Source organism: Fodinisporobacter ferrooxydans, from assembly GCF_022818495.1.
GTDB lineage: Bacteria > Bacillota > Bacilli > Tumebacillales > MYW30-H2 > Fodinisporobacter > Fodinisporobacter ferrooxydans.
Window position 1 is genome coordinate 1,294,615 of record NZ_CP089291.1, and the last position, 26,337, is coordinate 1,320,951.

Sequence of the window (26,337 nt, forward strand, 5' to 3'; positions counted from 1 at the left end):
TTGAAAATATGCTAATCTATAGTGGATGTATGAAAATGATACATAGTGTTGGAGTTGCAGACGTATTTAATAATCTTGAGTAAGGAGGCATCGATGGATTTATGGACCAGTCCTTTACCAGAAATCCTTTATTGCAATCCGTTCTTTATCATTCATTTACAAAGGCATGTAAAGAGTTGGGATATGAGCAAATACAGGACAGTGCGATTTCCAAAGATCTTTGTATATATTTGCGGCAAGAAATAGAGTCATTTCCCGAGCAAAATGAAGAAGCAAGGAAATTGCTTATACTTGCGATTCGTTCCGGGGAAGTGATTGCTACCGAAATGACTCGAAATGGGACAAGCAGCCTGCTGATTCGCTGTGAAGTTGCAAAAGTCCTTGTGGATGTGCGGCTATATTACGAGCGTGGAATTTGGCAAGTAGCGGGTATTCTATCGATTCATTCAAGGCCTTTTCTAAAATACAAGAGAAGCAGGAAAGCGATTGGAGTGGTCGCTGCCGTTTTTGTATTGGGATTGGGCATTCTGGTTGGTAGATTTCTGCCCACAAATCTGAATATTCAGCAGTATGCAAAAGATCATGGATATGTCCTGTTGACGGTAGCGCAAGAGCAGAATTTGATGAAAGATCTGGGAGGAGCCAATTCTGCTGTCGCTGCCGCATCTGGCGCAGCAACACAGCCTGGGAGCTCTCATGATGTTGCAGCAAGCGGGGCTATTACTTTCACCATGCAACAAGGCATGGGTACACAAGATCTCACCGATTTTTTATTGAAAAATCATCTAATAAAAAACGGGGCCGAATTTAATCAAAAAATGGAGACTCAGCAATTGGATCGTACAATACAACTGGGCACGTATACGTTTGCGAATACGATGACGGAAGACCAGATCCTGCAGACGATTAAACAGGGGCCGCATTCGCATGCATAAATGCACTGAACACGCACTAGAAAAATGATGGGAAAGTAGGTAGATGAGGTTGCTGATCGAAAAAGCGAAAGCAAAAATCAACCTCACCCTCGATGTGAAATATAAACGTTCCGATGGATATCATGAAGTGGAAATGATCATGCAGACGGTGGATTTGTATGATCGCCTGGTATTTCAAGAACGGGAACGAGATGAAATCGTGTTGACCTGCAATATGCCATATATCCCTTTAGACGATCGGAATCTGGTCTATCGAGCAGCAGAATTGATCAAACGGGAATTTGCTATCCATAAGGGCATTCACGTGCATATTGAGAAGAAGATCCCTGTTGCGGCCGGATTAGCAGGGGGATCGAGCGATGCCGCAGCAACATTGAGAGGGTTAAATCAATTGTGGCAATTGGGCGCAACATATGAAGAACTTGAGAATGTGGGAGCTTCGATCGGATCGGATGTTCCGTTTTGCATTCGAGGCGGTACGGCTGTTGCGCGAGGTCGAGGAGAAATACTGGAACATCTGCCGATACAACCGAATTTTTGGGTGATTCTGGCCAAATTGCCGATTTCCGTATCTACAGCTGAAGTATATCGAAAGTTGAATATCCAATCAATTGCCGATCACCCATCGGCAATTGGGATGATTCATGCTTTAAAATCGGGGGATATTCAACAAATCTCCGGTTGTCTCGGAAACGTATTGGAATCGGTGACGTTCGAAATGCATCCGGAAGTTGCAGTTTTGAAAAACCAGTTCTTGAAATTTGGAGCACCAGGTGTATTGATGTCGGGAAGCGGGCCAACGGTTTTCGCCATCACAGATCGCGAGGCGAAGGCTGTTCGAATCTATCATGCAATACGAGGATATTCAAGAGATGTATTTTTAACCCGCTGTTGGTAAAAATCAACGAATCCAAGGATATTTTTATTCATTGTTGGTAAAAATACGAAGGAAATGATACAATTGGACTATTATGTTCGGATTTCTATTGAGGTGAGTCTTGTTAATGAGAAGAAGCGAAAGGATTGTACGGATTACGGAAGAGTTATTGACTCATCCGTATCAAATCATTTCTCTGACAGACTTGGCGAAGCGGTTTGAAGCGGCAAAATCATCACTAAGTGAAGATCTTGGCATCATTCGAGAGGTTCTTGAAATGGAAGGCAAAGGAACGCTGGAAACACAAGCAGGGGCGTTTGGTGGTGTGCGCTTCATTCCCGGTATCAGCAATGAAGAGGCAGTCTCGTTTGTAAAGGGATTAGGTCGGGAATTGGCGACTGGTGATCGGGTTTTGCCAGGTGGTTATCTATACATGACGGATGTTTTGGGCAGACCGGATATCTTGGATCGAGCAGGCAGAATGTTTGCCGAACGATTTGGCAAACATCAAGTGGATGTCGTTATGACAGTGGAAACAAAAGGGATTCCTCTCGCCATTGCAACGAGTCGATATTTACATGTATCGACGGTTGTCGTTCGAAGAGATCAACGTGTGACAGAAGGGTCTGCCGTCAGTATTAACTACGTTTCCGGCTCCGGTCGGCGCATCCAGACAATGTCCCTATCGAGACGTTCTATGCCTGAACATTCCCGTGTTTTAATTGTCGATGATTTCATGAAAGCGGGTGGCACCGCAAAGGGAATGATTGAGCTTCTACAGGAGTTTCGTTCGGAAGTTGTTGGTGTAGGGGTTTTTATGGAAACAGCAGAACCGGAAACAAAACTTGTGAGCAACTATGTATCGGTTGCCCGATTATCGAAAGTGGATGAATTCGCGCGGAATGTCGAGATAGAATTGGGCAATTATTTTTCGAAGAATTATGAAAATAATGTTTTAGGAAATATTCAGCAATAAATATAGAATACGTACAAATGTTTTCATACGGAAAGGATGTCGGCATATGGACATGCAAATGAAAAAAATTCACTCGGATCAGGCGCCTGCAGCCATCGGTCCTTATTCACAAGCTATTCAGGCAGGGCCCTTTTTGTTTACATCCGGGCAGATTCCTTTGAATGTTGAAGGTGAGTTGGTTTCAGGGGATATCCGTCAGCAGACACACCAAGTATTTCGAAATTTACAGGCTGTTCTGGAAGCGGCCGGGTTATCATTGAACGATGCCGTGAAGGCTACTGTATTTCTTTCCAATATGGATGAGTTTCCTATTGTGAATGAGATTTACGCGGAATATTTTGGCGAGCATAAGCCTGCGCGATCAACAGTGGAGGTTTCCCGTTTACCCAAAAATGTGGGAATTGAAATTGAATTAGTAGCCGTACATAGCAATAAATAGCAATAAATAGAAACCAATAACTGAAACAACAAACGTAATAATTTTAAAAATCCGGGTATTCTTCCGTAACGAAAGAACACCCGGATTTTATGTTTTAACCTCCGAAAGCGATCAATGGGTTTTACAGCTGCCGCATCCGCCGCCACTTCCGCAGCTTCCGCCAGAAGATGTCTTCCCAATATCTTCTCCGCGTTCAACGGGAATCGTCGCAGAAAGACTGGACATGACGGTTGCAAGAATTCCCTGAACGAGTTCATTCAATTCTTCCTGGTATGCCTGGTATTCCTCAATCAGGGGGATATTTGCCATTCGTTCCAGAATATCATCGTATTCCTGCTTTGCCTGAATCGATTTTGGATGTTCGTAACCATGCCGCAAAGATACTTGGGAGTATTGATTGCGTTTGGCACGTACGACAAATAGCAATGCTTGCGCGTCTCCGTGATGCTCGATCTTATATTCTGCCTGTTTAAACCTTTTCCACTCTTCCGTCTCTTGAATCAAGCCGGAGATTTTGTTGATTTGATTTATAATGATGGATCTGAAAGCAGTCGGATCCGTAATGGAACGGATCTCTGGCAAATCGATCCCTATGTTTTTAATTTCAGATATCATTTGTACACTCACACCTCCTGGTACAAACCAATGAAATTCCTGTTGTTCAAGAATATTGATGATTTGTCTTTCTAGTATACCATGAGTCGTTATGCCTTGCTCATACAATGAAAAATAAGGATTTTGCACACTTGAATAATCGCTATATTTCAATTTAATTACGTTTTTAAAATATTTTGTGAAAAGTTTCGACAGGGAGGAGGAGTTTTGTCGAAGCTGTGGAATATAATGGCTAGTTATCTAATACGTTCTACACAATGAGGGGTGAATAGGGTGCAAATCACAGATGTACGGCTGCGTAGAGTGAACACCGAAGGGCGTATGAAGGCGATTGCATCGATAACAATCGATCATGAATTCGTTGTGCACGATATTCGCGTCATCGAAGGTAACAATGGAATGTTTGTGGCGATGCCAAGCAAAAGAACCCCGGATGGGGAATTTCGTGATATCGCGCATCCGATATCTTCCGCAACGCGCCAGAAAATCCAAGAGGCGGTATTGGAACAGTATTATCAAGCGGAAGATCCTTTAGCAGAATTAGAACAGACAGGCTCGTAATTTGAATTAAACGTCCATCTATTTTACACTTGACGTATCCCGACATTGCACAGGTAAATGGGGTACGTTTTATTTTTTTATGCGACCCAAAAAACTTTCTTTGAAATGCAAAAAACTTTCATTGAAATACGAAAGTCTTTTCGATATAGTTTGTAATGGATAAAAAAAAGACAAGATTCGACAAGGTGTAGGATTGATAAAAATTGCATATGGTAATTTGATGATAACGTTTGCAGACAGAATAGGAGGAGTTACCTCAAATGCCTAAGCAAAAACGATATGCGATTGTATTGGCAGCCGGTCAAGGGACACGTATGAAATCGATGCGACACAAAGTACTGCATTCGATCGGCGGAAAGCCTATGATTGAACATGTGATCGATCATTTGAATACCGTTGGCATCGACCGAATTATCGTAGTTGTGGGAAGTTTGTCCGAACAAGTGATGGAGCAGTTGGGAGATCGCGTGGAATATGTATTTCAGCATGAACAGTTGGGCACGGCGCATGCGGTTATGCAAGCGAAGTACCTCCTCGCTGATGAACAGGGAACGACATTTGTCGTTGCAGGGGATGCTCCGCTGATTCAACCGGAGACTTTGCAGATGATGGTCACACAACATGAAAGGGAAAAAGCGTCTGTCACTGTTTTGACAGCTACTTTAGAAAATCCTTTTGGATATGGCCGGATGATTCGAAATGCAGCAGGAGATGTCGATCGGATTGTTGAGCAAAAAGACGGTACTGCAGAAGAACTGGCAATTTCCGAAGTGAATTCAGGCACGTATTGTTTTGATAATCAGTTGCTGTTCCATGTGCTCTCACAAATTGATAACAAAAATGCACAAGGGGAATACTATTTGCCTGATTGTGTATCTGTTTTAAAAAATCAAGGTCATAAGGTCATTGCGTTTGAAACAAAAGATCCGGAAGAGATTTACGGTGTGAATGATCGGCTGCAATTGACTACTGCACAGAAAATTATGCAAAGATGGATCTTGCAGTACCATATGCGCAATGGCGTAACCATCATGGATCCGGAGAATACATACATTGATGCAGATGTGGTAATCGGACCCGATACGATGATTTATCCGGGAACGCACTTGCATGGTAAAACCATCATTGGCGAGTCCTGTATTCTTGGACCCAATATACAATTGACAGATATGATCATCGGCTACGAATGTCATGTATTTCAAACAGTGGCAACATCCAGCAAGATTGGTCCGGAAACTTCTGTCGGTCCTTTCGCGTATATCCGCCCGAATTCCGATGTGGGATCACATGTGAAGATCGGCAACTTTGTAGAGATCAAAAATTCCCAAATTGGTGATTACACAAAGGTATCTCATCTTGGGTATGTAGGAGATGCCACTGTCGGTCAACATACGAATATCGGCTGTGGAGCGATTACGGTCAACTACGATGGCATCAACAAACATCGAACGATTATAGGTGATCGGGCATTTGTCGGTTCGAATGTAAACTTGATCGCACCTGTAAAAGTGGAAGATGGGGCGTATGTGGTTGCAGGATCGACGATTACTGACGATGTTCCGCAAAATGCGTTGGCAATAGCCCGTGAACGACAAATCATTAAACCGGAATATGCAGAAAAACTACGCAAAAAATTTCAAAGCGAGAAAGAGTCGAAAAAGTAAAAGGAGTTACGGCAATGGGACAGTGTAAGGGACTTAAGATATTTACATGTAATGCAAATCCACAATTGGCGCGTGATATTGCGCATCATGCCGGTTTGGAAGTCGGAGTATCACAAGTCTTTCGATTTAGTGATGGTGAAGTGCGAATTAATTTGGGAGAAAGTGTTCGTGGCTGTGACGTATATATCGTTCAGCCGACTTCCTCGCCTGTGAATGAACATTTGATGGAATTATTGATCATGGTGGATGCGATTAAGCGTGCGTCTGCTCGCACTGTGAATGTGATTATTCCATATTACGGATATGCAAGACAAGATCGCAAAGCCCGTGCACGTGACCCGATTACGGCTAAATTAACGGCCAATCTGATTCAAACAGCCGGAGCCAATCGCGTAGTTTGTATGGATTTGCATGCGGGACAAATTCAAGGGTTTTTTGATATTCCCTTTGATCATTTGATGGCAGAACCCATTTTAGCCGATTATTTCAGAAGCAAAAATCTTTCCGATGTGGTTGTCGTCTCTCCGGATATGGGTGGAGTGACAAGAGCTCGCGGTATGGCGCAACGTTTGGAAGCGCCGATGGCGATTATCGATAAACGGCGTCCTGCCCCCAATATTGCTGAGGTGATGAACATTATCGGCGATATCAAAGGCAAGACCTGTATTATGATCGATGATATTATCGATACGGCAGGTACGATCACATTAGGAGCAAAGGCTTTGATGGAGTTAGGGGCAAAGGAAGTGTATGCATGTTGTACACATGCTGTTCTCTCCGGGCCAGCCATTGAACGATTGCAAAACTCAGTGATCAAAGAAGTGGTTGTGACGGATTCCATTTCCTTAGGCGAGAAACATTTTGAAAAGCTAAAAGTTTTAACTGTTTCAAAATTAATTGCGGAAGCTGTTATTCGCATTCATAATAATCAATCCATCAGTGAACTTTTTGACTGAGAAAGTTGGTTGAATGAAATGGCGGCTGCTTTTTGGGTTTGATAAATCCCTATCTTGGAAATACTGAATTCGTAGGATTTCAGTGTCCATTGGAGGGAAAAGTATATGGAAGCAATGGTATTGCAAGTGCAGCCACGGGCTGGCCTTAAGCGGGGAGATACTCGTCGAATTCGCCGTTTGGGAGACATTCCGGCAGTGATTTACGGAAAACAACAGCAACCGAAAATGATCGTAGTGAATGGTGTGCAAGTACGTCAACTGCATATGGGCAATCATGGTTTTGTGGAGCTTCAGATGGCTGACGGCGGAGAATTGCATGCTTTGATCAAAGAAGTGCAAAGAGATCCGATTACATACCAGATTCTACATATCGATTTCCACGCAGTTTCACTTACTGAACCGGTGGAGGCAGAAGTGCAGTTGTTTTTGAACGGGTTGGAAAAGGTAGAGAAACGCGGGGGTATTATTCAACAGCAACTAAGAGAAGTGCGCATTCGTTGTTTACCTGCTGATGTTCCCGAATATCTCATGCTGGATATATCTGATCTGGATATTGGAGATCATCTCACTTGTATGGATATTCCATTGCCGACAAATGTGAAGTTGCGTTCCGAACCTGATGAAGTTGTTGTGAATGTAGTGACAACAAGAGCAGGTGAGACAGGACAAGTGCCTGAAGATGAAACGCCTGGTGTTCTGAAAGATCGGGATAATAAGGGTGTGTCGAGCGACGGATTGGAAACACCGGTAAAAGCGTAAAAATACCGTCAATCAAAGTGGCATGTTCAAGAAAACTTCTTGGCATGCCACTTTTTTTCTATACTTTGCTATACTAGATAAGGACGTTTCGAGCAGATGGTCCAAATGAGCAAACGGGGTGTACAGGTTGAAAGTATTTGTTGGGTTAGGGAATCCTGGTAGTGAATATACTAAAACCAGGCACAACATGGGTTTTATGGGAATTGATCGACTCGCCGAATCATTATCGATGCGCGTTGACAAAGAGAAGTTTCAAGCAATCATTGGGGAAACAGTCGAGCGAGGAGAAAAAATCATTTTGGCAAAACCGCTTACTTTTATGAATCTTAGCGGTCAATCTGTCCGTGCCATGTTTGATTGGTACAAACCGGATATTTCTGACTTGGTTGTATTATTTGATGACATGGATATCCCTGTTGGGCAAATTCGGCTGCGGATGAAAGGAAGCGCCGGCGGCCATAATGGGATCAAATCTCTGATCCAGCATCTTGGAACGCAAGAATTCCACAGGATTAAAATGGGCATTGGCCGACCTCCGACAGGTATTGATGTGATTCACCATGTATTGAGTCCGTTTCGCAAAGAAGAGCAGCCGAATGTTGAAAAAACAATTGCAGCTACTGTGAATGCTTGCGCGTGCATTATCGAAAACAGTTTTGAATTGGCTATGAATCGGTTTAATGAGGCCAGATCGAAAGCAAAACCGGATGATTTCAATCGTAAACAATCGACAAACGATTAACCGCTGCTCTTAATTTCCACTCGCATAATTTTCCTGGTTTCCGGCGATACTACCCATAAGGTAGCAGAGGGAGGTTCATTATGCGAATTATATATTATTGCAAGTATTGCAAATCCAATATTGGTCAAATTGACGGACAGGTAGATCCAAGCCGCTTAGGCTTTCAATCATTGACGCTTGATGAACGGGCCGATATAATTACCTATAATCAGGATGAAGATAGTACGTATGTTAAAACAATATGTGATTACTGTCAGTCGGCACTTGAGACACATCCTGAATTGTCACTCGTGAGCAACCCGTTGCAATAAAAGGAATTGACTAGCCTTGGCGTCGGCTGAGGCTTTTTTGCACTATCTTTAAGGAGGATCCACTTTGCATTCCTTACTGCACTTTATACAGAATGATAGGGATTTTCAGGCAATTCTTCAAGCTGTGGATCAAAAGTTGCCAGAACAATTGATAACAGGTTTAGCCGGTTCTGCCAGACATGTCTATATCGCCGGGCTGTTTGCAAAATTGCAGCGGCCTCTTCTTGTTGTTACACATTCCATGCAGCAAGCACAGCAGATTTACGAAGATTTAATAGAACTTTTGCCAGATTCTACAGTTTCCTTATTCCCGGAGAGAGAGATTGGTTTTGTAGATTTAATCGCATATAGCCCGGATTTGGCTGGGCAGCGGATTCAGGTGATGGATCTTTTGACACGATCCACTTCGGCGATTACGATTGCACCGTTAGCGGCTGTTCATCAACCGTTGGTTCCAAAAGAGGCATTTCGTCAATTTAGTATCCGGCTTGCAGTCGGACAATCCATTGATTTGAATCATGTTTTGGAACAACTCGTTTCGATGGGGTATGAACGTGTCGATATGGTAGAAACACGGGGGGAATTTAGTGTTCGCGGCGGTATTCTGGATATTTATCCACTGAATATGGAGCATGCGATACGGATCGAACTTTTCGATATAGAAGTCGATTCCATACGATATGTGGATACAGTGACACAGCGTTCGTTAGAAAAAGTAGAAGTAGTTGATATATTGCCTGCCGGAGAAATTCTTGCAGAAAGTAAAAGGATCAAAGCGCTTGCGAATGTCGTTTCAGGCAAGTGGCAATCCTATCGGGAACGCATTCATGATTTGGAATTGCAAGAACGGATGAATGAATATATACAAGCAGATATCGAGAAAATGCAACAAGGCATGCCATTTCCGGCGCTGTTGAAGTATATTCATCTATTATTTCCCGAACATGCTACAATTCTCGACTATTTTGGCAAGGATGCAATTATGATTTTGGATGAACCCACTCGTCTCCGGGAAGTAGGCCGTCAGTTGGAACGAGAGGAAACGAACTGGCAAATGGCCGCATTAGAACGTGGCGAGCTGCTGCCTGGTCTCTTGCCCGATCCCAATTATATACAGATATTTGAATGGAAGCAGATGCAAAAAATCTTTATGGCGCTTTTTCTTCGACAAGTTCCAGGTATGGCCCCTCGTAATATTGTGAACATTTCGGCGAAGACAACACAAAATTTCCATGGACAAATGAATCTATTGAAAACGGAAGTGGATCGCTGGAAGAAGACGAAGTTTCAAGTTGTTTTTTTGGCTGGGACACGAGAGCGGGCAGAACGATTGCAGCGAGTACTCGAAGATTATCATATGGAGACTGACTTCGTTTCCAGGTGGGATGAAACTTTACTTGGGTCAAGCCGGCCTATTTTGTTTGTGGGCAATTTGCAGGGTGGATTCGAGTTAACGATGCAGCATTTGGTCGTTATTACAGAGACTGAAGTGTTTTCAAATAAGAAAAAAGCTCGTAAGACTCGTAATATTTCCGACGCACAGAGAATTAAAAATTATCAGGATCTCAAAGTTGGCGATTACGTTGTACACATCAATCATGGAATCGGTCAGTATCTTGGTGTCGAAACTCTCGAAATCGATGGAATTCATAAAGACTATTTGCATCTAAAATATGCCGGCAACGATAAATTGTATGTACCGGTTGAACAGATCGATCAGGTACAAAAATATGTAGGCAGTGAAGAAAAGGATCCCAAACTTTATCATCTTGGCGGTACGGAGTGGGCTCGCGTAAAAAGCAAGGTAACCAAGTCAGTCCGTGATATCGCACAAGATTTGATTCAATTATATGCCGAAAGACAAGCAACTCCCGGTCATGCATTTAGCAAGGACGGCCCATGGCAAAGTGAGTTTGAAGCCATGTTTCCATACGAGGAAACAACCGATCAATTAAAGTGCATTCGGGAAATCAAAAAAGACATGGAGCAGCCTCGTCCGATGGATCGCTTATTGTGCGGTGATGTAGGATACGGCAAGACAGAAGTCGCGGTACGGGCTGCATTTAAAGCGGTCATGGATGGGTATCAAGTAGCTGTATTGGTACCTACTACAATCTTGGCGCAACAGCATTTTGAAACATTTCGCGAACGGTTTTCAGGATTTCCTGTTCAAGTGGAAGTTGTCAGCCGTTTTAAATCCCGCAAACAAATGACGGAATCCATCAAAAAATTAAAGGCCGGAACGATCGATATTATTATTGGGACACATCGAATCTTAAACAAAGATGTGGCATTCAAAAATCTTGGGCTGCTAATCATTGATGAAGAGCAGAGATTTGGAGTTTCGCACAAAGAAAAATTAAAAGCGCTAAAGACAAATGTGGATTGTTTGACATTAACAGCGACACCGATTCCTCGTACTCTGCACATGTCGATGCTTGGAATCCGTGATTTATCTGTCATAGAAACTCCACCGGAAAATCGTTTTCCTGTTCAAACGTATGTGGTAGAATACAGTGAAGTGATCGTCCGGGAAGCCATTGAAAGGGAACTTGGACGTGGCGGACAAGTGTACTTTTTGTTTAACAGAGTCAATGGCATCGAACAAATGGCAGATCGGATTCGCCAGTTGGTTCCTGAGGCACGTGTATCTGTCGGACATGGACGAATGGGAGAAGAAGATCTTGAACGAGTCATGCTCGATTTTTTGCAAGGTGACAGCGATGTGCTTGTTTCCACTACGATCATTGAAACGGGAATTGATATTCCGAATGTCAATACGTTGATCGTTTATGATGCAGATCATATGGGATTGTCACAACTCTATCAATTGCGCGGCCGTGTCGGCAGATCGAACCGCATTGCCTATTCGTATTTTACTTACCAAAAAGATAAAGTGCTGACAGAAGTGGCGGAAAAACGGTTGCAAGCAATTAAGGAATTTACGGAGCTGGGAAGCGGTTTTAAGATCGCTATGCGGGATCTCTCGATTCGCGGTGCGGGAAGCCTTCTGGGAGCAGAGCAGCATGGTCATATTGCGTCTGTCGGGTTTGACATGTATAGTGAGATGCTGTCACAAGCCGTAAAAGAATTAAAAGGTGAAATGGTCCAAAGAGTGGAAAATCCGCAGATTGAAATAGCTGTCGATGCATATATTCCATCTACCTATATTACAGACCCCATGCAAAAAATTGAGATTTATAAGAAATTTGTGGCGGCAAGAAGCATTGAGGATGTCGTCGATCTGGAAGAGGAAATCGAAGACCGTTTTGGTGATATACCGGAAGAAGTACGAAATCTGCTCATGATCACGAAGCTAAGGGCATATGCCATCGAGTACGATTTTGTATCCATTGTGCAACAGGGCCACGATGTACAGATGAAGTTGCATGAACGGCAAAATCGTCAAATTGATGGGGAAAAGCTTTTTATTTTGACGAATACGTTTTCCAATCGAATGAAGCTTGTAGCCGGTCAAAATATTCTTGTGACTTTACGAGTCAAAGGGTTAAATTCAAAAGAAACATTGAAACTGCTGGAACAGTTTATGGAAGTTTACAAATCGGTCAGAAAAGATCAGAAGGAGTTTCAAAATGTTGCTCAATAAATATAAGTCGCGGATCCGATTGCTATCCGTGATGGTTGGGATTTCTTTGATGGTACCATTAACCGGGTGTGGTGCGACAGGGACGCAGCCAACCACAAACAGCCCTGTCGTAGCAACATATAAGGGTGGGCAAATTACACAAACAGAGTTGGATAAGGAATATGATATTCAGCGACTGCTCGTGAATCCGTCCTATCCTACCACCAATCAATTTAAGGAAAACTTTTTAAAAGAATATATCACGTTATATAAAGTCATTGAGCCGGAAGCAAAAAAGGCAAATGTGCAAGTTGATAAAACACAAGTGGACAGCATGGTTCAAAACTTTAAACAACGTTTGCTTGAAATGGTTTATCAAAACAATCAGAAAGCCCTTGATGATCAGATGACAAAACTGCATGTAACGGATACGGATATTCGCAATTGGGCGCTTGATACGATGTACATCGATAGTTATCGAATGAATAAAACGAAAGATGCAAAGATATCAGATGCGGATCTGAAAAAATATTATGAGGAACATAAAGCGGATTTTACAACAGTAACGGTTGAGCAGATTTTGCTGAAAACGGAAGCAGAGGCAAAGCAAGTGGAAGCGCAGCTAAAAGCGGGTGCAAACTTTGCAGACTTGGCCAAAAAAGTATCCATAGATCCTTCTGCAAAACAAAATGGCGGACAGTTTAAAGATGTTTCACCGAGTCAATTTGTCGATTCCTTTAAGAATGCATGTTTGACTTTGCCGATCGGACAAATCAGTGATCCTGTACACTCCCAATATGGGTATCACATCATAAAAGTGGATGCACGGACAATACAGCCGCTGGATCAAGTGAAGCAACAGGTTTTGGCAGACATACAAAAGAATAATTGGAATTCGTTTGTACAAACATCTGAAGCAAATGCAGGTATAAAAATCACATTGCCCAAAGAGCAAAGTACTTCCGGTCAAACTCCGAATACGAAACAGCCTTCGCCATCCGGTTCGTCTACCAATTCAAACAGCACTAAAAAATAATGCAGGAGTGGGCGAATCCCCTCCTTTTTCTTTTTTTGTACTTTTTTTGTGCATGAAATACGTATACTTCTGCCAATGGATGAAATACTAACAGCACTTTCATAAAAATGCCGGGGAAAAGGAGGGATGGATCAAAGAAAAAATTGGAAACGGGAACGTTGGTAATTTAAAAAATAATTGGACAACATAACAACGAGCAGGCAAATGGCACCCATTTTTCATCTACACATACAAACATATGGCAACAAGATATAACACAATTTTAGAAAGTGGGGATATCAGAAATATGAAAGCTACAGGAATCGTACGTCGTATTGATGATTTGGGTCGAGTAGTCATACCAAAGGAAATTCGTCGCACGTTACGCATTCGTGAAGGAGATCCCTTAGAAATTTTTGTAGACCGTGACGGTGAAGTAATTTTGAAAAAATACTCACCCATTGGTGAACTTGGCGAATTTGCTAAAGAATATGCGGATTCATTAAGTGAAACATTAGGTCACACGACATTAATTACGGATCGTGATACAGTCATCGCCGTCTCCGGCTCATCGAAAAAAGACTATATGCAGAAATCCATCGGTTCCGATGTGGAAAAATCCATGGATGAGCGTAAAACGATGATGAATTCGGTAAATGGAGAGTTTTCCATCACTCGTGACCGGACAGAGCCGTTCAGTTCATGTGTAATTGCTCCAATCATCGCAGGCGGTGACCCGATCGGAACGGTTGTTATTTTATCCCGCGACGAAGGTGTCAAGATGGGTGATCTTGAGAAAAAGCTCGCTGAAACAGCTGCTGGATTTCTTGCCAAGCAAATGGAACAATAGAGAATTTATCCCATATATCTTCCCGCGAAAATAAGGCAGGTGTCGTTTCGATGAAACACCTGTCTTATTATTTTTGGACGACTATTCTCCCAACTTAACCATATAATACGTGATATAATGCTTTATATTGGCAAAAGGGGGAACCAGCGCCAAATGTCAAGTCGAAATGTATTTATTCGTGGCGCATTCGTGCTTGGAATTGCTGCCATGCTATCCAAATTGCTTGGTTCTGTTTACACGATCTTTCTGCAAAATATTATTGGCGATCGGGGAATCGGATTATACCAAATGGCGTATCCGATTTATGCAACCTTGCTTAATTTTTCCACGGCAGGATTTCCAATTGCTATTTCCAAGTTTGTGGCGGAGCGGCTTGCAATTGGTGATGACCAAGGTGCAAAAAAGGTATTCCGAATCAGTTTGTTTGTATTGGCCATTAGCGGTTTGTTCTTTTTTGTGCTGTTATTTGGGTCGGCATCCTTTTATGCCAAGCTTTCCGGTGATCCTGCCGCCAAATATGCAATACAAGCCATTGCTCCTGCTTTATTGGTCGTTCCCATAATGAGCGCATTGCGGGGATATTTTCAGGGATGGCAAACGATGGAGCCGACTGCAACTTCACAAGTCATCGAGCAATTGATCCGTGTTGCCACCATCCTGATTGGATCCGTTTGGTTGTTGCAATTAGGTTTTGGCACGGAAATTGCTGCAGCCGGGGCCGCCTTTGGCGCTGTTACGGGTGCGATTGCGGGCCTTATCACGTTGCTGATCGTTGCCTGGAGAAAACGCAACGTTTTTTTATATCGCAGTTCTATGCGAGTGGTTGCTTCTGAGTCAACAGGAAGGATTATTCAACAATTGGTCTATTATGCGTTGCCCATCAGCCTCGGAGCACTTGTTGTGCCTTTGATGAATAATGTAGATGTTTTGACGGTTGTCAATGAACTCAAGCAGAGCGGTGCTAGTCAGATGCAAGCGACCGAAATGTTTGGGTTGCTGACTGGCAGGGCGTTTAAACTCATGATGTTGCCGGCAACATTTGCTACAGCGATTGGAGCTGCACTGATGCCTGCCATCGCATCAGCCAAGGCGGTCAACAATACGTTTTTAATAAAAAACCGCATTGATATGGCAATGCGCATGACCATGTTGATGGGAATGCCTGCGGCAGTAGGATTATGTCTATTGGCAAGGCCGGTAGATACGATGCTGTTTAAAACAAGCGATGGGTGGGATACGATCGCCATTATGTCGCTTGGGATCCTTTTTAGCACCGTTCAAGTGACTTCTTCTGCAGTTTTACAAGGATTAGGGAATGTATATATACCAGTCGCTAATATGATGTTCGGTGCAGTCGTGAAATATGTATTGAATGTGATTCTTGTACCCCTGTATGGCATAAACGGTGCTGCATGGGCAACTGTTCTTAGTTATTTTGTCGCGTGTATGTTAAATTTATGGAGTGTGTATCATAGAACACATATAAGCTTTGATCTCAAGGCTTGGCTGATACGTCCATCCCTATCCGTATTTTTTATGGGTGTGGCTGTTTTTGCGGCGCTTCGGCAGTTTGGACCATTCGTTTGGACGCTGGAACTATCGAATCGAATGGCCAGCAGTGTACTAACAGTCACGACAATATTGATTGGCATTGCCGTTTATGGAATTGGCTTGTTTGCGACAGGAAGCGTCAGCAGACGAGAGGTGGAATCTGTGCCTAGACTGGGGCCTGGACTTGCCAGATTCTGCAGTCGGATCGGTTTGTTGCGTTAAACAGCAGAAATGGTTTTGATTTTGGTTTCAAGTGTATAGCCAATTATTACATAAGTGAAGCGGGATTTTCGTAAAGTGGAATTTTCGGTTTGCATTCAAGATGAGAGAGGAAGCGGATTGGTGAAAATAATACAGGTAGTCGGTTTAGGACCGGGATCGATCGACACGATTCCGGTTGGAAGTTTGGAGATTTTGCGGCAGGCTTCTCACATCATTTTACGCACGGAACGCCATCCGATCGTAGAGCAATTGCGTAAACAGGGGATACGATTTTCCACTTGTGATGATTTATATGATTCCAAGCCAACCTTTTCAGAAGTTTACCAATCGATTGTTGACAGACTGTTTTTTCAGGTAGAACAATTTCACCAAATCGTATATGCAGTACCTGGACATCCGGGTATTGCTGAAACAACGGTCAAACGATTAAAGGAACAAGCCAAACAAAGAAACATTTGTATAGAAATCGGACCCGGGAAAAGCTTTTTAGATGATCTGCTTGAGAAAGTGGGAGTGGATCCCGCGGATGGGTTATTGCTGCTGGATGGAACGGATTTGCAAGCACATATGTTGGATCCAGGTATTGCTACTCTGATTATGCAAGTATACAATCGTGATGTAGCGTCAGACGTAAAATTGACTCTTATGGAACAGTATCCGGATGAATATCAAGTCGTCATGGCACACTCCGTCGGCATAAATGATAAAGAACAATTTGTAAAATGTCCGCTGTACGAGATCGATCGTCTCGCCGATATCGATCATTTGACAACATTGTTTGTGCCTGCTACAACAGATGCAAGCATAATAAACCGGCAATTTTCTACGTTGATCGATATTGTAAGACAATTGCGGAGCCCGGAAGGATGTCCTTGGGATCGCAAACAAACACACCAAACGTTGCGGAAATATATGTTGGAGGAGGCATATGAAGTTGCAGATGCGATTGATCGCGATGTACCTGCAGATTTATGTGAAGAGTTAGGAGATGTGCTGCTGCAGGTTGCGTTACATAGTCAGATTGGAACGGAAGAAGGCACATTTACGATACATGATACGATTGCATCGATCAATGAGAAGATGATTCGCCGCCATCCCCACGTTTTTTCTGATATGCACGTCCAATCGGCCGTTCAAGTCATACAAAATTGGGAACAAATAAAACAACAGGAGAAAGCGGAAAAGGGACAAGTCGCAGATTCATCTTTTTTGCATTCCATTCCGTCCATATTGCCGGCGATGCAAATGGCGTATCAACTACAAAAAAAGGCCGCGATGGTAGGGTTCGAATGGGAAGCAATCGAAGATGTGAAGAAAAAAGTGAAAGAAGAATGGGCTGAATTGTGGGAAGCTGTTGAAAGGAACGATGAAACTTCGATTCAGCATGAATTCGGCGATTTGCTTTTCGCAGCCATCAATTTGGCTCGATATCTGAAACTGGACCCAGAATCGGCATTAGCCTCGACAAATCAAAAATTTCGCAATCGTTTTTCTTATATTGAAAAGCAACTTGCCAACGCAGGAATCAAATTGGGAGAATCATCCTTGGAAAAAATGGACAAGCTTTGGAATGAAGCAAAAAAATTCGAACAAACTGAGTAAAGATTAGCAGGATTTTCCCTTTAGACAGGCGAATAAACTGTGATGAACTTTACAAAGAGGATGTTTCCTACAAACTCTTTGATTATTATTTTTGTATTTGAAAGGAGCTTTTATTGTTCATGAACAAAATAGAACTGATTGCTAAAGTTGCTGAAAAAAGTGGTTTAACGAAAAAGGATGCGGAAGTTGCGGTCAACAGTTTGTTAGATACAATTTCGGAAGCTTTAGCGAGTGGGGATAAAGTACAATTGATCGGGTTTGGTACTTTTGAAACCCGTAAACGCTCTGCACGCAGCGGCCGTAATCCGCAAACGGGCGAAGTGATAGAAATTCCGGAGTCTGTAGTTCCAGCTTTCAAGCCTGGCAACAAATTGAAAGAAGCCACAAAATAATGCGCCTTGACAAGTTTTTAAAAGTGTCCCGTTTGATTAAAAGACGGACACTTGCCAAGGAAGTTTGTGAAAATGGGCGTTGTATGCTGAATGGCCGAGTGGCAAAGGCTGGTTCGGAAGTTCATGAAGGAGATTTGTTGGCGATTCGCTTTGGCCAAAGGATCATCGAAGTGAAGATTGAACAGTTGCAAGAAACTGCCCGCAAAGATTTGGCAGCTCAAATGTATAACGTTGTGTCGGAGACCAAATCGCCGTCCGGAACAGATCGTTCGGACGAAGAGGATGGCGAAGACGAAGAGGATGACCTGTAAAGAGGTCATCTTTTTTTGTGTTCTGACTTGTCCAGTGTATGCATACATTGAAAACAGAGATGAAATTGGATTCGAATTATATGGGAGGCGTGAAACCAATGGCCGATGATAAATTTCGCAATAAACAATACGAGCGGCACGAAATCGTCGTCCTGAATCGACAAGCAATTGAGGTATCAGGCGTTATGAATGTGGAAAGTTTCGATAGTCATGAGTTTGTTTTGCAGACGAACTATGGATTACTCGCCATTCATGGGGAAAATCTCCATATTAAAACACTGAGTTTGGAGACAGGCGTAGTTGCAATCGAAGGAATGGTTTATGATTTTGGCTATTTTGATGATGGGATGAGCCCGGCAGCAAAAGCAAAAGGGTTTTTAGGAAAATTATTTAAGTAACGGGGGTTCCCGCGGTGACTCTTGAAGCTCAGTATATGACGATGGTTGCCATGACTTTGAGCGGTGCCTTTATGGGAGCGCTCTACGATATATATCGAATTTTGTTGCGGGAATGGAAAATACTTAAATTTTTTGGCCCGTTGGCAGATTTCCTTTTTTGGTTAGCGGGCTTTCTATTCGTATTCACCGCATTGCTTTGGGCAAATCACGGAGACTTGCGCATATATGTATTTGTGATCTTATTGATCGGGTATGGTTTGTACCGATTGCTATTACAGACATTCGTAGTGAAAAGTACAATGACAATTGTACACTTTATACAATTTTTGATTCGTACGATCTATCAGTTAATTATTGTTTTGCTCGTAAAACCACTCCTTGCATTGTATCGAGTCTTGCTTGTTTTGCTGCGCGTGCTTTCGAGAGTTGGTTATGTATTGGAAGGAGGTATATTATGGCCTTTCGGGTTAGCCTGGCGTATTCTTCGATGGCTGTTTACCCCACTGTTCAAATCAACTCAAAAAATATTAAAAAAACCTTATAAGAAAATAGAAGGGTTTTACCAATACTTGTCGAAATGGTTTCAAAGCAAAGAATAAACATTTGCAGTATTGAAATCATGGATGATAAGGGAGTATCGTATCATGTACAGCCGTTCTGATGATTCAAGGGTAATTCCTTTAACCACGAAACAGCAAACGACCCCTTTTTTTAGGAGATTGCCTAAAATTCAAGTGATTATCATTTTAGCTTTCTTTATTTGGGCTTGCTATACGTATTTTTTTATCCAGTTGCCGAATATGCATAAACTAGGACTGGAAAGACAACAATTAAGTCAGAAACTAGCGGATATCGAACTTAAAAATACCCAATTGCAAGAAACCATCAAGAAATTGAATGATGATGCATATATTAGTGAATTGGCAAGAGTCAAGTACAATATGAAAAAACCGGGAGACGTTATTCTGAATCCATAATGGATGAAAATGGGCCTTGTATGAGAACTTCACCTCTTGACACCTTTTCTTGAAGTCCGTTATAATTTTTTTGAGTAACTTTTTTTATCCTTAAGGAGGAACCTCTTTTACATGTCAATTGAATTAGGCAGCAAGTTGGAAGGTAAAGTAACGGGTATTACCAATTTTGGAGCATTTGTACTGTTGCCGAGTGGAGTTACCGGGTTGGTTCATATTTCTGAGATTGCAGATACGTATGTGAAGAATATTCATGAACATCTGAAAGTCAATGATCCGGTAACTGTAAAAGTAATTAATGTGGATAAAGATGGAAAAATTGGTTTGTCAATACGACAAGCACTGCCACAATTTGAAAATGCAGCAACCAACCGTGAACATCATCGTCCTCATCGTGAACCTCGTGAACGTTCAAATCGCTCATCGAAATCAGCTTCTAAGGTGACCTTCGATGACAAATTGTCTCGATTTTTAAAGGATAGTGAAGAACGTTTGCAGGCGTTGAAACGCAGCGAAGCAAAGCGTGGAGGACGGGGAGGTAGAAGAGGTTAAGTATCAGCAATCATTAATCTGATTCATATTTTGCTTAGATCACGGTGTTTACATTATATAGATCGATCCTACAATCCCGTCATGCGACGGGATTTTTCAATTTTGTCAAAAACAATTATTTTGACATGGTTCTTCTCGACTCCTTATAATAAAAATAGGCATAGGTAAATGATAGGTTTTACTTGGTTTTATTTAGTTTTACTTTGAACAATCAGGTATAAAGAGGTGATGAAAGGTATGTATTTGCATCCGGTGCTCATTGGTGTTTTTTTAGTTGTTTTTGCTGTTTTAGCTATCATTGGAGGTATCCGTTTATTTAAACAGAAGCATTATGCCATGGCGGTATTTCTGCTTATCACGATGGTCGTTTTTGGTTTTTCCGGATTTACAGCATTGACATTGCACGTATAACAGCTATTTAGAATCGTACAGGAATTGCAAGCAGGAATAAGTGTCTGAGAATCGTATGGAACGCAATGGTCCCCCTTGCCGAAGCAAGAGGGGCCATTCGTTAGGATGGATTCACTGATTGGTACTTGTTGTTTTGGCTTGGCTGATTGTAAACGCTCTATATTTGTAAAATACCCGATTCAACATAATAACCGATCGCTTGTCATGTTCACTAAATGCCCGCGCTAATTGATTACGTAGCCAACTCGGCATAACCATCCCCCATTTATTCATGGTGATAGTGTTAGTATACGTAGTACCATCCGAAATGGGCACAAATTTCTGCTTTTATATTTTGGTTAAGTGAACCACTTCAATCCCTTTCAAAAAATACTGATTCCATTTGTTTGGATAGGCGTTTCGAAAAACAATCCGTTCAATTCCCACTTGCGCAAGAATCTTAGAGCAATTCTCACATGGTTCATGAGTCACATAAGCTGTAGCGCCTTTTAATGAATCCCGATTTGCATGCAGGCATGCATTTGCTTCGGCATGTATCGTGCGAAAACATCGCCCGGAATGTTCGTCGATCAGACATCCAACCGCATCGCAGTGATCATGTCCGTGAATCGATCCGTTATAGCCTGTTGAAATGATATGTTTATCCTTGACGATGACACAGCCGACATGTAACCGTGGGCAAGTCGAACGAGTGGAAACTTGATCTGCAATATCTAAAAAATAATCATCCCAGGATTTCCTTTCCACTTCCATACACTCCTATCCATAATTGCATCCGTACTTGTATATTAGAGGATGTTCAAAAAGTAGTCAAAACTCCACGTTTGAACACGCACTATTACCTTATAATTGTCTACATTTGCAGATTCAAAGTATATCGTCGTATTTCATAACAACTTTTGTCGGACATCTAGTATTTCTCGACATTCTCTCGCGAATCGTACAATATTTGACAAGAATCGTTATCCCTTTTTTATCAGTGAAACATGTAGATACTGGTTGTGTCTATGCCGCTTTTATAATTTCAGGCAATCGGACCGAGAGGTAAAGGGCATTGAAAATATGTTCGGACACTGACTAAAAAGGAAATAAATTGTCGGAATATTCTTCAAAGCAGAAGCCTTCGTTTGACAAATTTTACATTTCGCCTACGTTATAATGAGCACACGTAAAAATAGGAACGGGTGGTGCTCATTATGCAAGAACAATGGATGGAAGTAAAGACAAAAGGAAAATTTAAACAATGGTATGAGGGTGAAGTGGAGAAATGGAATGAGAAGAAAAGCAACTTGCAAGATCAGATGGTGAAATATATGGGGAAATACATGTTCCGCATCTTGATTATGGGATTTTTGTTAGGACGAGCTTCTATACTTGGAGATTTAACTCCGTTTGCTTTAAGTTATTATGCAGTGGTATTGAAACTTCGAAAAAAACACTCCTGGTTGCTGTTGATGGCGATCGGCGCTGGAGCCATTACCGCACATTCCGCATTTGCTGTGTGGCCGATGCTGTTTGCAACAATGTTCTTATACCAGATTCTATATACACTTCTAAATCGGCAAAAAATACTTGAATTGAATGTGATCCCGGTTGTAGTTTTTCTCGTCGATGCAGGTGTACGAATCGGGTATTCGTCCGGGTTCGGCGATCTCAGCCAATATGCGCTTATTATGAGTGTTGTCGATGGGTTCCTTGCCATGGTACTCTCATATATCTTTATTCAGCTGCTCCCGATTCTTACGTTTCAGCGAAGTGTGAGACAACTGCGAATTGAAGAAATTATTTGTTTGGTGATTTTATTAGCTTCTGTCTTAACCGGTTTTCAAGGTCTGTCATTCTATCAGCTATCTATTGAAAATATATTCAGCCGCTATCTAATTATGCTATTTGCTTTAATTGGCGGTGCGGGTATTGGCGCAGGTGTCGGAGTGGTTGTCGGAATTATCCTGACAATGGGCAACCTTGGGGCTACCACACAGATTGGATTACTTGCATTCTCTGGAGTGTTGGCTGGTTTATTGAGGGATACGAGAAAGTGGGGAGTCGGTTTAGGTTTTACAATGGGAACTGCTATTCTTACCGTCTACGTTGCAAATTTGCATGATGTATGGATGGGGGTAAGTGAAACAGCACTTGCCTTTGCAGGAATTTTATTTACTCCAAAATCATTTATTGAAAAAGTTTCTCGCTATGTTCCTGGGACGCATCAATTTCGATTGTCGCAACAGGATTATGCGCGGAGAGTTCGCGATGTAATGGCAAATCGGATTGGTGAAGTATCGAATGTATTTGCTGAATTATCAAGAACATTTTTGCAAACGTCCTCAACCATGTTGCAGCCGCAAGATGAACAAATGAACAAGACCATTCAAAGGGCTGCACAACGGGGGTGTACAGGCTGCTCCAAACAAAATCAGTGTTGGGATAAAGAGTTTTATCAGACATACCGCACGATGTTTGATGTCATAACAATCATGGAGGAAAAAGGAGAAAACGTATTGCGGGATTCTCCCTCCATCTTGCGTGACAAGTGTATAAAAACAGAACAATTTATACAGCACTTGTACGAATCGATGGAGGAATCCAAGCGGGAATTATTGTGGCAAACACATATACAAGATAGCCGCAATCTGGTAGCGAGCCAATTAGCAGGAGTTTCCCGCATCATGGGCGACTTGGCAGTTGAAATGCAAAAGGAAAATCACATATCTGCAGATCATGAAGAACATATCATAGCTGCGTTGGAACAATTGGGGATGACCGTGCAAAGTGTGGACATTATTTGTTTGGATGAAGGGAAAGTTGAAATCGAAGTGACGCAAGTAGGTTGCGAAGATGCCCGGTCCCAATGTGAAAAGATGGTAGCCCCGCTATTAAGTGAGATCATCGGAGAAACGATTACAGTTTCTGATCGGGATACGGAATTTCACGATGGATTTGCAACGTTTCGCCTGACTTCCGCTCGTGCCTTTCAAATTGTAACGGGTGTTGCCAGTGCGGCAAAGGATGGGCGTGTATTGTCTGGAGATTCGTTTACTTCATTAGATGTAGGGAATGGCAAATTTGCTGTTGCAGTCAGTGATGGCATGGGAAATGGCGAACGTGCCATGCAGGAATCAAGTGCAGCCATTCGATTATTGCAGCAATTATTAAAGGCCGGATTTGATGAGCAACTAGCAATAAAAACGGTGAATTCTACATTGCTGCTCCGTTCTCCTGATGAAATGTTTACGACGATGGATTTGGCGTTAATCGATTTGTTTACAGCACATACGGAATTGCTTAAGATTGGATCTGCGCCGAGTTTTATTAAACGGGGACGAAAAGTAAGGATGGTGCAAGGGGAAAACATACCCATCGGCATTTTGCAAGAAATTGATATTCAAACCGTTGAAGAGCAGTTGGAACAAGGAGACATTTTAATTTTGTTGTCAGATGGAATCTATGAAGCGCCCAAGCATGTGGTGGATAAGGAAGATTGGCTGCGCAGAAGAATCGAACAATTGGAAAGTGATGATCCACAGGAGATTGCAGATATGCTGGTTGAATTGGCGGCAAGAATCAATCAAGGAAAAATTACTGATGATATGACGGTTGTCGCTGCACGCGTGGATGTGTTTAAACCCGAATGGTCTACGATACGTTTGCCTGGAGTTGGGAGAATCAAACGAAATTCGGGAGGTGTGCCATATTCGAATCGTTCTTTCGAAGAACCTGTGAAAGCTTGAGGGAATCATTGCGCTCTGTATGCCGTTTTCCTCTGCGTGCTCTTGTTTTGTTTTCAATTGAATTTTGCTTTCAACTGCTGCCACATTCCCCCCGGATCCTTTGGGGGCTTTGTTATGAGTAAAAGATTTTTAGGACATACTAATTTTATTCATAATTGCGAGGTGGTAATATGTGGAATAAGGCGAAAGCAAGGCAGATTCTATTAATCACAGATGGTTGTTCCAATAGCGGCATGGATCCGGTTTATGTTGCACAAGCAGCCCATGAACAGGGAATCACAGTGAATGTGATTGGAATTTTGGACGGTGGCGCCTTAGGGAGCAAAGGCGAAAAGGAGGTGGAAAATATAGCGGCGGCAGGCGGCGGCATGTGTCGGATCGTCGATTCCGGCCAGTTAAAACAGACCATGCAAATGATGACACGGCATACCACACAATTAACATTGCAGCAAGTCGTCAACAAGGAATTGCGATCGCTGATCGGACAAGAACAAGAAGAGTTGCCGCCGGAAACCCGGATGAAGGTGGCCAGATTTGTCGATAATTTGACAGATGAAATCGATTTGCAATTGGTTGTCGTCATTGATGGAAGTGCAAGTATGCAGACAAAAATGGCACAAGTTCAAAATGCAATCCGCGAATTGGATATAAGTTTAGATGTTCGTAATGGTGAACATGACTTGGCATTGCTTTTGTATCCTGGATCAAATGGAGAAGATGTGCAAGTCATGAATCGTTTTGGAGAAAAAGCCCAATTAACGAATCTCGCAAGCCGTTTAACCGCCCAGGGGTGTACGCCTACCGGACCAGCGCTTGCTGTGGCCGTTCAAATGTTTGATCTTGGTTCGCAGTGGAACGAGCAACCGGATGCAGAAGGCAAGGGGCATTTTTCAAAATATGTACTCTGATCAAGCGCTTTTGGATATTCCAATAGGAACGGTACTCACTGGAAAATGGTACAGAGGGCGTTACAAAATACTCCGCAAATTGGGAAATGGCGCCAATGGGCAGGTATATCTCGCAGAATCGACAGGGCGCACATACGCATTAAAACTATCGGAGAATGCCGGCGAGTTGGCATTGGAATATCAAATCTTAAAGGACATCCGGGGGAAGACAGTATCCAATACAGTCGGGCCTGCTGTTTTTGAATTGGATGATTGGGAAAACAGCAGCCATACCCGTTTTTTTTTCGTAATGGAATATGTGGAAGGGTGTTCCCTGGCTCAATTTGTTGCAAAAAAGGGTCACAAGTGGGTGGCCGTTATGATCAGCCAAGTTTTAAAAAATGTTCATATTTTGCATACGCTAGGGTATGTATTTGGAGATTTAAAATTAGACAATTGCCTTGTTGTGGAACAGACGGCTACTGTGCGAATGATTGATTTTGGCGGTGTAACACCTTTTGGAAAAGGCATTCGACAATATACGGAATGGGTTGACAGAGCCTGGTGGGAGCAGGGGACACGGAGAGCAGATCAATGGTATGACGCATTTGCGGTTGCTATGATGATCGTCCGCTTGCTTATGCCTGAAATCTCCAAAAAGTTAGAAGCAGATAGCCGTAACTATACGGGCGAACAGCTCTGGAATTCCTTGCAGGAGCAAATGAAGGAGCAATGTCGTAGCAAAACGGAAATTCGGGTATGGTTGCCAATATTAAAAAAGGCATGGGCAGGCGGCTACACTTCCTTGCTTTTGATGAGAGAGGATGTATTGGACTTAATGCAAATGCAGTTGCATGTATCGGCAATGCCGGCCGCAGATACAGGTTTTAAAAAAACAAAAAAGAGGGACTGGACAGATTATTGGCTTTGGGTCATGGTGGCAGGTTCACTATCGATGTTTTTGTTTTTTTACTTTTATAGTTTCTAACGCTTGTGTTTGGGGAAAGTAACAGGTAGAAT

Annotated in this window: 28 protein-coding genes; 25 read left to right on the forward strand and 3 right to left on the reverse strand. The window is 42.5% G+C overall.

Going from position 1 to position 26,337, the window contains the following annotated elements; translation table 11 throughout:
• Window positions 1-101 precede the first annotated feature (101 nt).
• From LSG31_RS06095 to LSG31_RS06110, 4 genes are all read left to right on the forward strand, one after another.
• Window positions 102-935, forward strand: coding sequence for a hypothetical protein (locus LSG31_RS06095; protein WP_347438496.1), 834 nt, complete (start codon window positions 102-104; stop codon window positions 933-935).
• 43 nt (window positions 936-978) lie between these two features.
• A complete protein-coding gene (gene ispE, locus LSG31_RS06100) occupies window positions 979-1,833 on the forward strand; it encodes a 4-(cytidine 5'-diphospho)-2-C-methyl-D-erythritol kinase (RefSeq protein WP_347438497.1) in 855 nt (284 codons plus the stop codon).
• A gap of 106 nt (window positions 1,834-1,939) precedes the next feature.
• Window positions 1,940-2,788, forward strand: a complete 849-nt coding sequence (purR, locus tag LSG31_RS06105) for a pur operon repressor (RefSeq protein ID WP_347438498.1) — start codon at window positions 1,940-1,942, stop codon at window positions 2,786-2,788.
• A gap of 52 nt (window positions 2,789-2,840) precedes the next feature.
• Window positions 2,841-3,227 carry a RidA family protein gene (locus LSG31_RS06110; RefSeq protein ID WP_347439451.1) on the forward strand — a complete coding sequence of 129 codons (387 nt, stop codon included), beginning with the start codon at window positions 2,841-2,843 and terminating at the stop codon, window positions 3,225-3,227.
• A 111-nt stretch (window positions 3,228-3,338) separates the two neighbouring features.
• On the opposite strand, the gene LSG31_RS06115 is transcribed toward LSG31_RS06110, so the two are convergent.
• Window positions 3,339-3,842, reverse strand: coding sequence for a YlbF/YmcA family competence regulator (locus LSG31_RS06115; RefSeq protein WP_347438499.1), 504 nt, complete (start codon window positions 3,840-3,842; stop codon window positions 3,339-3,341).
• Between the two features lie 273 nt (window positions 3,843-4,115).
• Here LSG31_RS06115 and spoVG point away from each other — a divergent pair, with 273 nt between their 5' ends.
• The 18 genes from spoVG to LSG31_RS06205 all read left to right on the forward strand — a co-directional run bounded on the left by spoVG (window position 4,116) and on the right by LSG31_RS06205 (window position 20,699).
• Window positions 4,116-4,403 carry a septation regulator SpoVG gene (spoVG, locus tag LSG31_RS06120; RefSeq protein WP_347438500.1) on the forward strand — a complete coding sequence of 96 codons (288 nt, stop codon included), beginning with the start codon at window positions 4,116-4,118 and terminating at the stop codon, window positions 4,401-4,403.
• Between the two features lie 260 nt (window positions 4,404-4,663).
• Window positions 4,664-6,067, forward strand: coding sequence for a bifunctional UDP-N-acetylglucosamine diphosphorylase/glucosamine-1-phosphate N-acetyltransferase GlmU (gene glmU / locus LSG31_RS06125; protein ID WP_347438501.1), 1,404 nt, complete (start codon window positions 4,664-4,666; stop codon window positions 6,065-6,067).
• A gap of 14 nt (window positions 6,068-6,081) precedes the next feature.
• The gene (locus LSG31_RS06130; protein ID WP_347438502.1) at window positions 6,082-7,023 is read left to right on the forward strand and encodes a ribose-phosphate diphosphokinase; all 942 of its coding nucleotides are present in this window, start codon (window positions 6,082-6,084) and stop codon (window positions 7,021-7,023) included.
• Between the two features lie 105 nt (window positions 7,024-7,128).
• Window positions 7,129-7,782 (forward strand): 50S ribosomal protein L25, encoded by a 654-nt coding sequence (locus LSG31_RS06135; protein WP_347438503.1) that lies wholly within the window; start codon window positions 7,129-7,131, stop codon window positions 7,780-7,782.
• Window positions 7,783-7,909: 127 nt separating this feature from the next.
• Window positions 7,910-8,524, forward strand: coding sequence for an aminoacyl-tRNA hydrolase (gene pth / locus LSG31_RS06140; RefSeq protein ID WP_347438504.1), 615 nt, complete (start codon window positions 7,910-7,912; stop codon window positions 8,522-8,524).
• 80 nt (window positions 8,525-8,604) lie between these two features.
• On the forward strand, window positions 8,605-8,835 hold the full coding sequence (locus LSG31_RS06145) for an anti-sigma-F factor Fin (RefSeq protein ID WP_347438505.1): 231 nt from the start codon (window positions 8,605-8,607) through the stop codon (window positions 8,833-8,835).
• A 64-nt stretch (window positions 8,836-8,899) separates the two neighbouring features.
• Window positions 8,900-12,442 (forward strand): transcription-repair coupling factor, encoded by a 3,543-nt coding sequence (gene mfd, locus LSG31_RS06150; protein WP_347438506.1) that lies wholly within the window; start codon window positions 8,900-8,902, stop codon window positions 12,440-12,442.
• Entirely contained in the window at window positions 12,429-13,457 is a 1,029-nt protein-coding gene (locus tag LSG31_RS06155; protein ID WP_347438507.1) for a peptidyl-prolyl cis-trans isomerase, read from the forward strand. Before mfd ends, LSG31_RS06155 begins: the two co-directional genes overlap by 14 nt.
• Window positions 13,458-13,743: 286 nt before the next feature.
• Complete coding sequence (spoVT, locus tag LSG31_RS06160; RefSeq protein WP_347438508.1) at window positions 13,744-14,286, forward strand: stage V sporulation protein T; 543 nt, start codon at window positions 13,744-13,746, stop codon at window positions 14,284-14,286.
• A gap of 153 nt (window positions 14,287-14,439) precedes the next feature.
• A complete protein-coding gene (locus LSG31_RS06165; protein WP_347438509.1) occupies window positions 14,440-16,059 on the forward strand; it encodes a putative polysaccharide biosynthesis protein in 1,620 nt (539 codons plus the stop codon).
• A gap of 120 nt (window positions 16,060-16,179) precedes the next feature.
• Window positions 16,180-17,661 carry a bifunctional methyltransferase/pyrophosphohydrolase YabN gene (yabN, locus tag LSG31_RS06170; protein WP_347438510.1) on the forward strand — a complete coding sequence of 494 codons (1,482 nt, stop codon included), beginning with the start codon at window positions 16,180-16,182 and terminating at the stop codon, window positions 17,659-17,661.
• A gap of 119 nt (window positions 17,662-17,780) precedes the next feature.
• Complete coding sequence (locus tag LSG31_RS06175) at window positions 17,781-18,053, forward strand: HU family DNA-binding protein (protein WP_347438511.1); 273 nt, start codon at window positions 17,781-17,783, stop codon at window positions 18,051-18,053.
• On the forward strand, window positions 18,053-18,364 hold the full coding sequence (locus LSG31_RS06180; protein ID WP_347438512.1) for an RNA-binding S4 domain-containing protein: 312 nt from the start codon (window positions 18,053-18,055) through the stop codon (window positions 18,362-18,364). The genes LSG31_RS06175 and LSG31_RS06180 overlap by 1 nt, the downstream gene beginning before the upstream one ends.
• 98 nt (window positions 18,365-18,462) lie before the next feature.
• The gene (yabP, locus tag LSG31_RS06185) at window positions 18,463-18,762 is read left to right on the forward strand and encodes a sporulation protein YabP (protein ID WP_347438513.1); all 300 of its coding nucleotides are present in this window, start codon (window positions 18,463-18,465) and stop codon (window positions 18,760-18,762) included.
• Window positions 18,763-18,776: 14 nt separating this feature from the next.
• Entirely contained in the window at window positions 18,777-19,361 is a 585-nt protein-coding gene (gene yabQ, locus LSG31_RS06190) for a spore cortex biosynthesis protein YabQ (protein WP_347438514.1), read from the forward strand.
• Window positions 19,362-19,406: 45 nt separating this feature from the next.
• Window positions 19,407-19,739 carry an FtsB family cell division protein gene (locus LSG31_RS06195; protein WP_347438515.1) on the forward strand — a complete coding sequence of 111 codons (333 nt, stop codon included), beginning with the start codon at window positions 19,407-19,409 and terminating at the stop codon, window positions 19,737-19,739.
• 111 nt (window positions 19,740-19,850) lie between these two features.
• Window positions 19,851-20,288 carry a S1 domain-containing RNA-binding protein gene (locus LSG31_RS06200; protein WP_347438516.1) on the forward strand — a complete coding sequence of 146 codons (438 nt, stop codon included), beginning with the start codon at window positions 19,851-19,853 and terminating at the stop codon, window positions 20,286-20,288.
• A gap of 237 nt (window positions 20,289-20,525) precedes the next feature.
• Complete coding sequence (locus LSG31_RS06205; RefSeq protein WP_347438517.1) at window positions 20,526-20,699, forward strand: hypothetical protein; 174 nt, start codon at window positions 20,526-20,528, stop codon at window positions 20,697-20,699.
• A 111-nt stretch (window positions 20,700-20,810) separates the two neighbouring features.
• On the opposite strand, the gene cmpA is transcribed toward LSG31_RS06205, so the two are convergent.
• Window positions 20,811-20,951 carry a cortex morphogenetic protein CmpA gene (gene cmpA / locus LSG31_RS06210; protein ID WP_347438518.1) on the reverse strand — a complete coding sequence of 47 codons (141 nt, stop codon included), beginning with the start codon at window positions 20,949-20,951 and terminating at the stop codon, window positions 20,811-20,813.
• Window positions 20,952-21,026: 75 nt separating this feature from the next.
• Entirely contained in the window at window positions 21,027-21,446 is a 420-nt protein-coding gene (locus LSG31_RS06215) for a deoxycytidylate deaminase (protein ID WP_347438519.1), read from the reverse strand.
• Window positions 21,447-21,895: 449 nt separating this feature from the next.
• On the opposite strand from LSG31_RS06215, the gene spoIIE reads away from it, so the two are divergent.
• From spoIIE to LSG31_RS06230, 3 genes are all read left to right on the forward strand, one after another.
• Window positions 21,896-24,430, forward strand: coding sequence for a stage II sporulation protein E (gene spoIIE, locus LSG31_RS06220; protein ID WP_347438520.1), 2,535 nt, complete (start codon window positions 21,896-21,898; stop codon window positions 24,428-24,430).
• Between the two features lie 170 nt (window positions 24,431-24,600).
• Entirely contained in the window at window positions 24,601-25,338 is a 738-nt protein-coding gene (locus LSG31_RS06225) for a vWA domain-containing protein (RefSeq protein ID WP_347438521.1), read from the forward strand.
• Window positions 25,328-26,305, forward strand: coding sequence for a serine/threonine protein kinase (locus tag LSG31_RS06230; RefSeq protein ID WP_347438522.1), 978 nt, complete (start codon window positions 25,328-25,330; stop codon window positions 26,303-26,305). The genes LSG31_RS06225 and LSG31_RS06230 overlap by 11 nt, the downstream gene beginning before the upstream one ends.
• Window positions 26,306-26,337: the final 32 nt, after the last annotated feature.

What these genes read in the sequence shown, in the direction of transcription:
- LSG31_RS06095 (WP_347438496.1), top strand. Translation starts at nt 102, where the DNA reads ATGGACCAGTCCTTTACCAGAAATCCTTTATTGCAATCCGTTCTTTAT.
- ispE (WP_347438497.1), top strand. Translation starts at nt 979, where the DNA reads ATGAGGTTGCTGATCGAAAAAGCGAAAGCAAAAATCAACCTCACCCTC.
- purR (WP_347438498.1), top strand. Translation starts at nt 1,940, where the DNA reads ATGAGAAGAAGCGAAAGGATTGTACGGATTACGGAAGAGTTATTGACT.
- LSG31_RS06110 (WP_347439451.1), top strand. Translation starts at nt 2,841, where the DNA reads ATGCAAATGAAAAAAATTCACTCGGATCAGGCGCCTGCAGCCATCGGT.
- LSG31_RS06115 (WP_347438499.1), bottom strand. Translation starts at nt 3,842, where the DNA reads ATGATATCTGAAATTAAAAACATAGGGATCGATTTGCCAGAGATCCGT.
- glmU (WP_347438501.1), top strand. Translation starts at nt 4,664, where the DNA reads ATGCCTAAGCAAAAACGATATGCGATTGTATTGGCAGCCGGTCAAGGG.
- LSG31_RS06130 (WP_347438502.1), top strand. Translation starts at nt 6,082, where the DNA reads ATGGGACAGTGTAAGGGACTTAAGATATTTACATGTAATGCAAATCCA.
- LSG31_RS06135 (WP_347438503.1), top strand. Translation starts at nt 7,129, where the DNA reads ATGGAAGCAATGGTATTGCAAGTGCAGCCACGGGCTGGCCTTAAGCGG.
- LSG31_RS06145 (WP_347438505.1), top strand. Translation starts at nt 8,605, where the DNA reads ATGCGAATTATATATTATTGCAAGTATTGCAAATCCAATATTGGTCAA.
- LSG31_RS06155 (WP_347438507.1), top strand. Translation starts at nt 12,429, where the DNA reads ATGTTGCTCAATAAATATAAGTCGCGGATCCGATTGCTATCCGTGATG.
- spoVT (WP_347438508.1), top strand. Translation starts at nt 13,744, where the DNA reads ATGAAAGCTACAGGAATCGTACGTCGTATTGATGATTTGGGTCGAGTA.
- LSG31_RS06165 (WP_347438509.1), top strand. Translation starts at nt 14,440, where the DNA reads ATGTCAAGTCGAAATGTATTTATTCGTGGCGCATTCGTGCTTGGAATT.
- LSG31_RS06175 (WP_347438511.1), top strand. Translation starts at nt 17,781, where the DNA reads ATGAACAAAATAGAACTGATTGCTAAAGTTGCTGAAAAAAGTGGTTTA.
- LSG31_RS06180 (WP_347438512.1), top strand. Translation starts at nt 18,053, where the DNA reads ATGCGCCTTGACAAGTTTTTAAAAGTGTCCCGTTTGATTAAAAGACGG.
- yabP (WP_347438513.1), top strand. Translation starts at nt 18,463, where the DNA reads ATGGCCGATGATAAATTTCGCAATAAACAATACGAGCGGCACGAAATC.
- LSG31_RS06195 (WP_347438515.1), top strand. Translation starts at nt 19,407, where the DNA reads ATGTACAGCCGTTCTGATGATTCAAGGGTAATTCCTTTAACCACGAAA.
- LSG31_RS06200 (WP_347438516.1), top strand. Translation starts at nt 19,851, where the DNA reads ATGTCAATTGAATTAGGCAGCAAGTTGGAAGGTAAAGTAACGGGTATT.
- LSG31_RS06205 (WP_347438517.1), top strand. Translation starts at nt 20,526, where the DNA reads ATGTATTTGCATCCGGTGCTCATTGGTGTTTTTTTAGTTGTTTTTGCT.
- cmpA (WP_347438518.1), bottom strand. Translation starts at nt 20,951, where the DNA reads ATGCCGAGTTGGCTACGTAATCAATTAGCGCGGGCATTTAGTGAACAT.
- spoIIE (WP_347438520.1), top strand. Translation starts at nt 21,896, where the DNA reads ATGCAAGAACAATGGATGGAAGTAAAGACAAAAGGAAAATTTAAACAA.
- LSG31_RS06225 (WP_347438521.1), top strand. Translation starts at nt 24,601, where the DNA reads ATGTGGAATAAGGCGAAAGCAAGGCAGATTCTATTAATCACAGATGGT.
- LSG31_RS06230 (WP_347438522.1), top strand. Translation starts at nt 25,328, where the DNA reads ATGTACTCTGATCAAGCGCTTTTGGATATTCCAATAGGAACGGTACTC.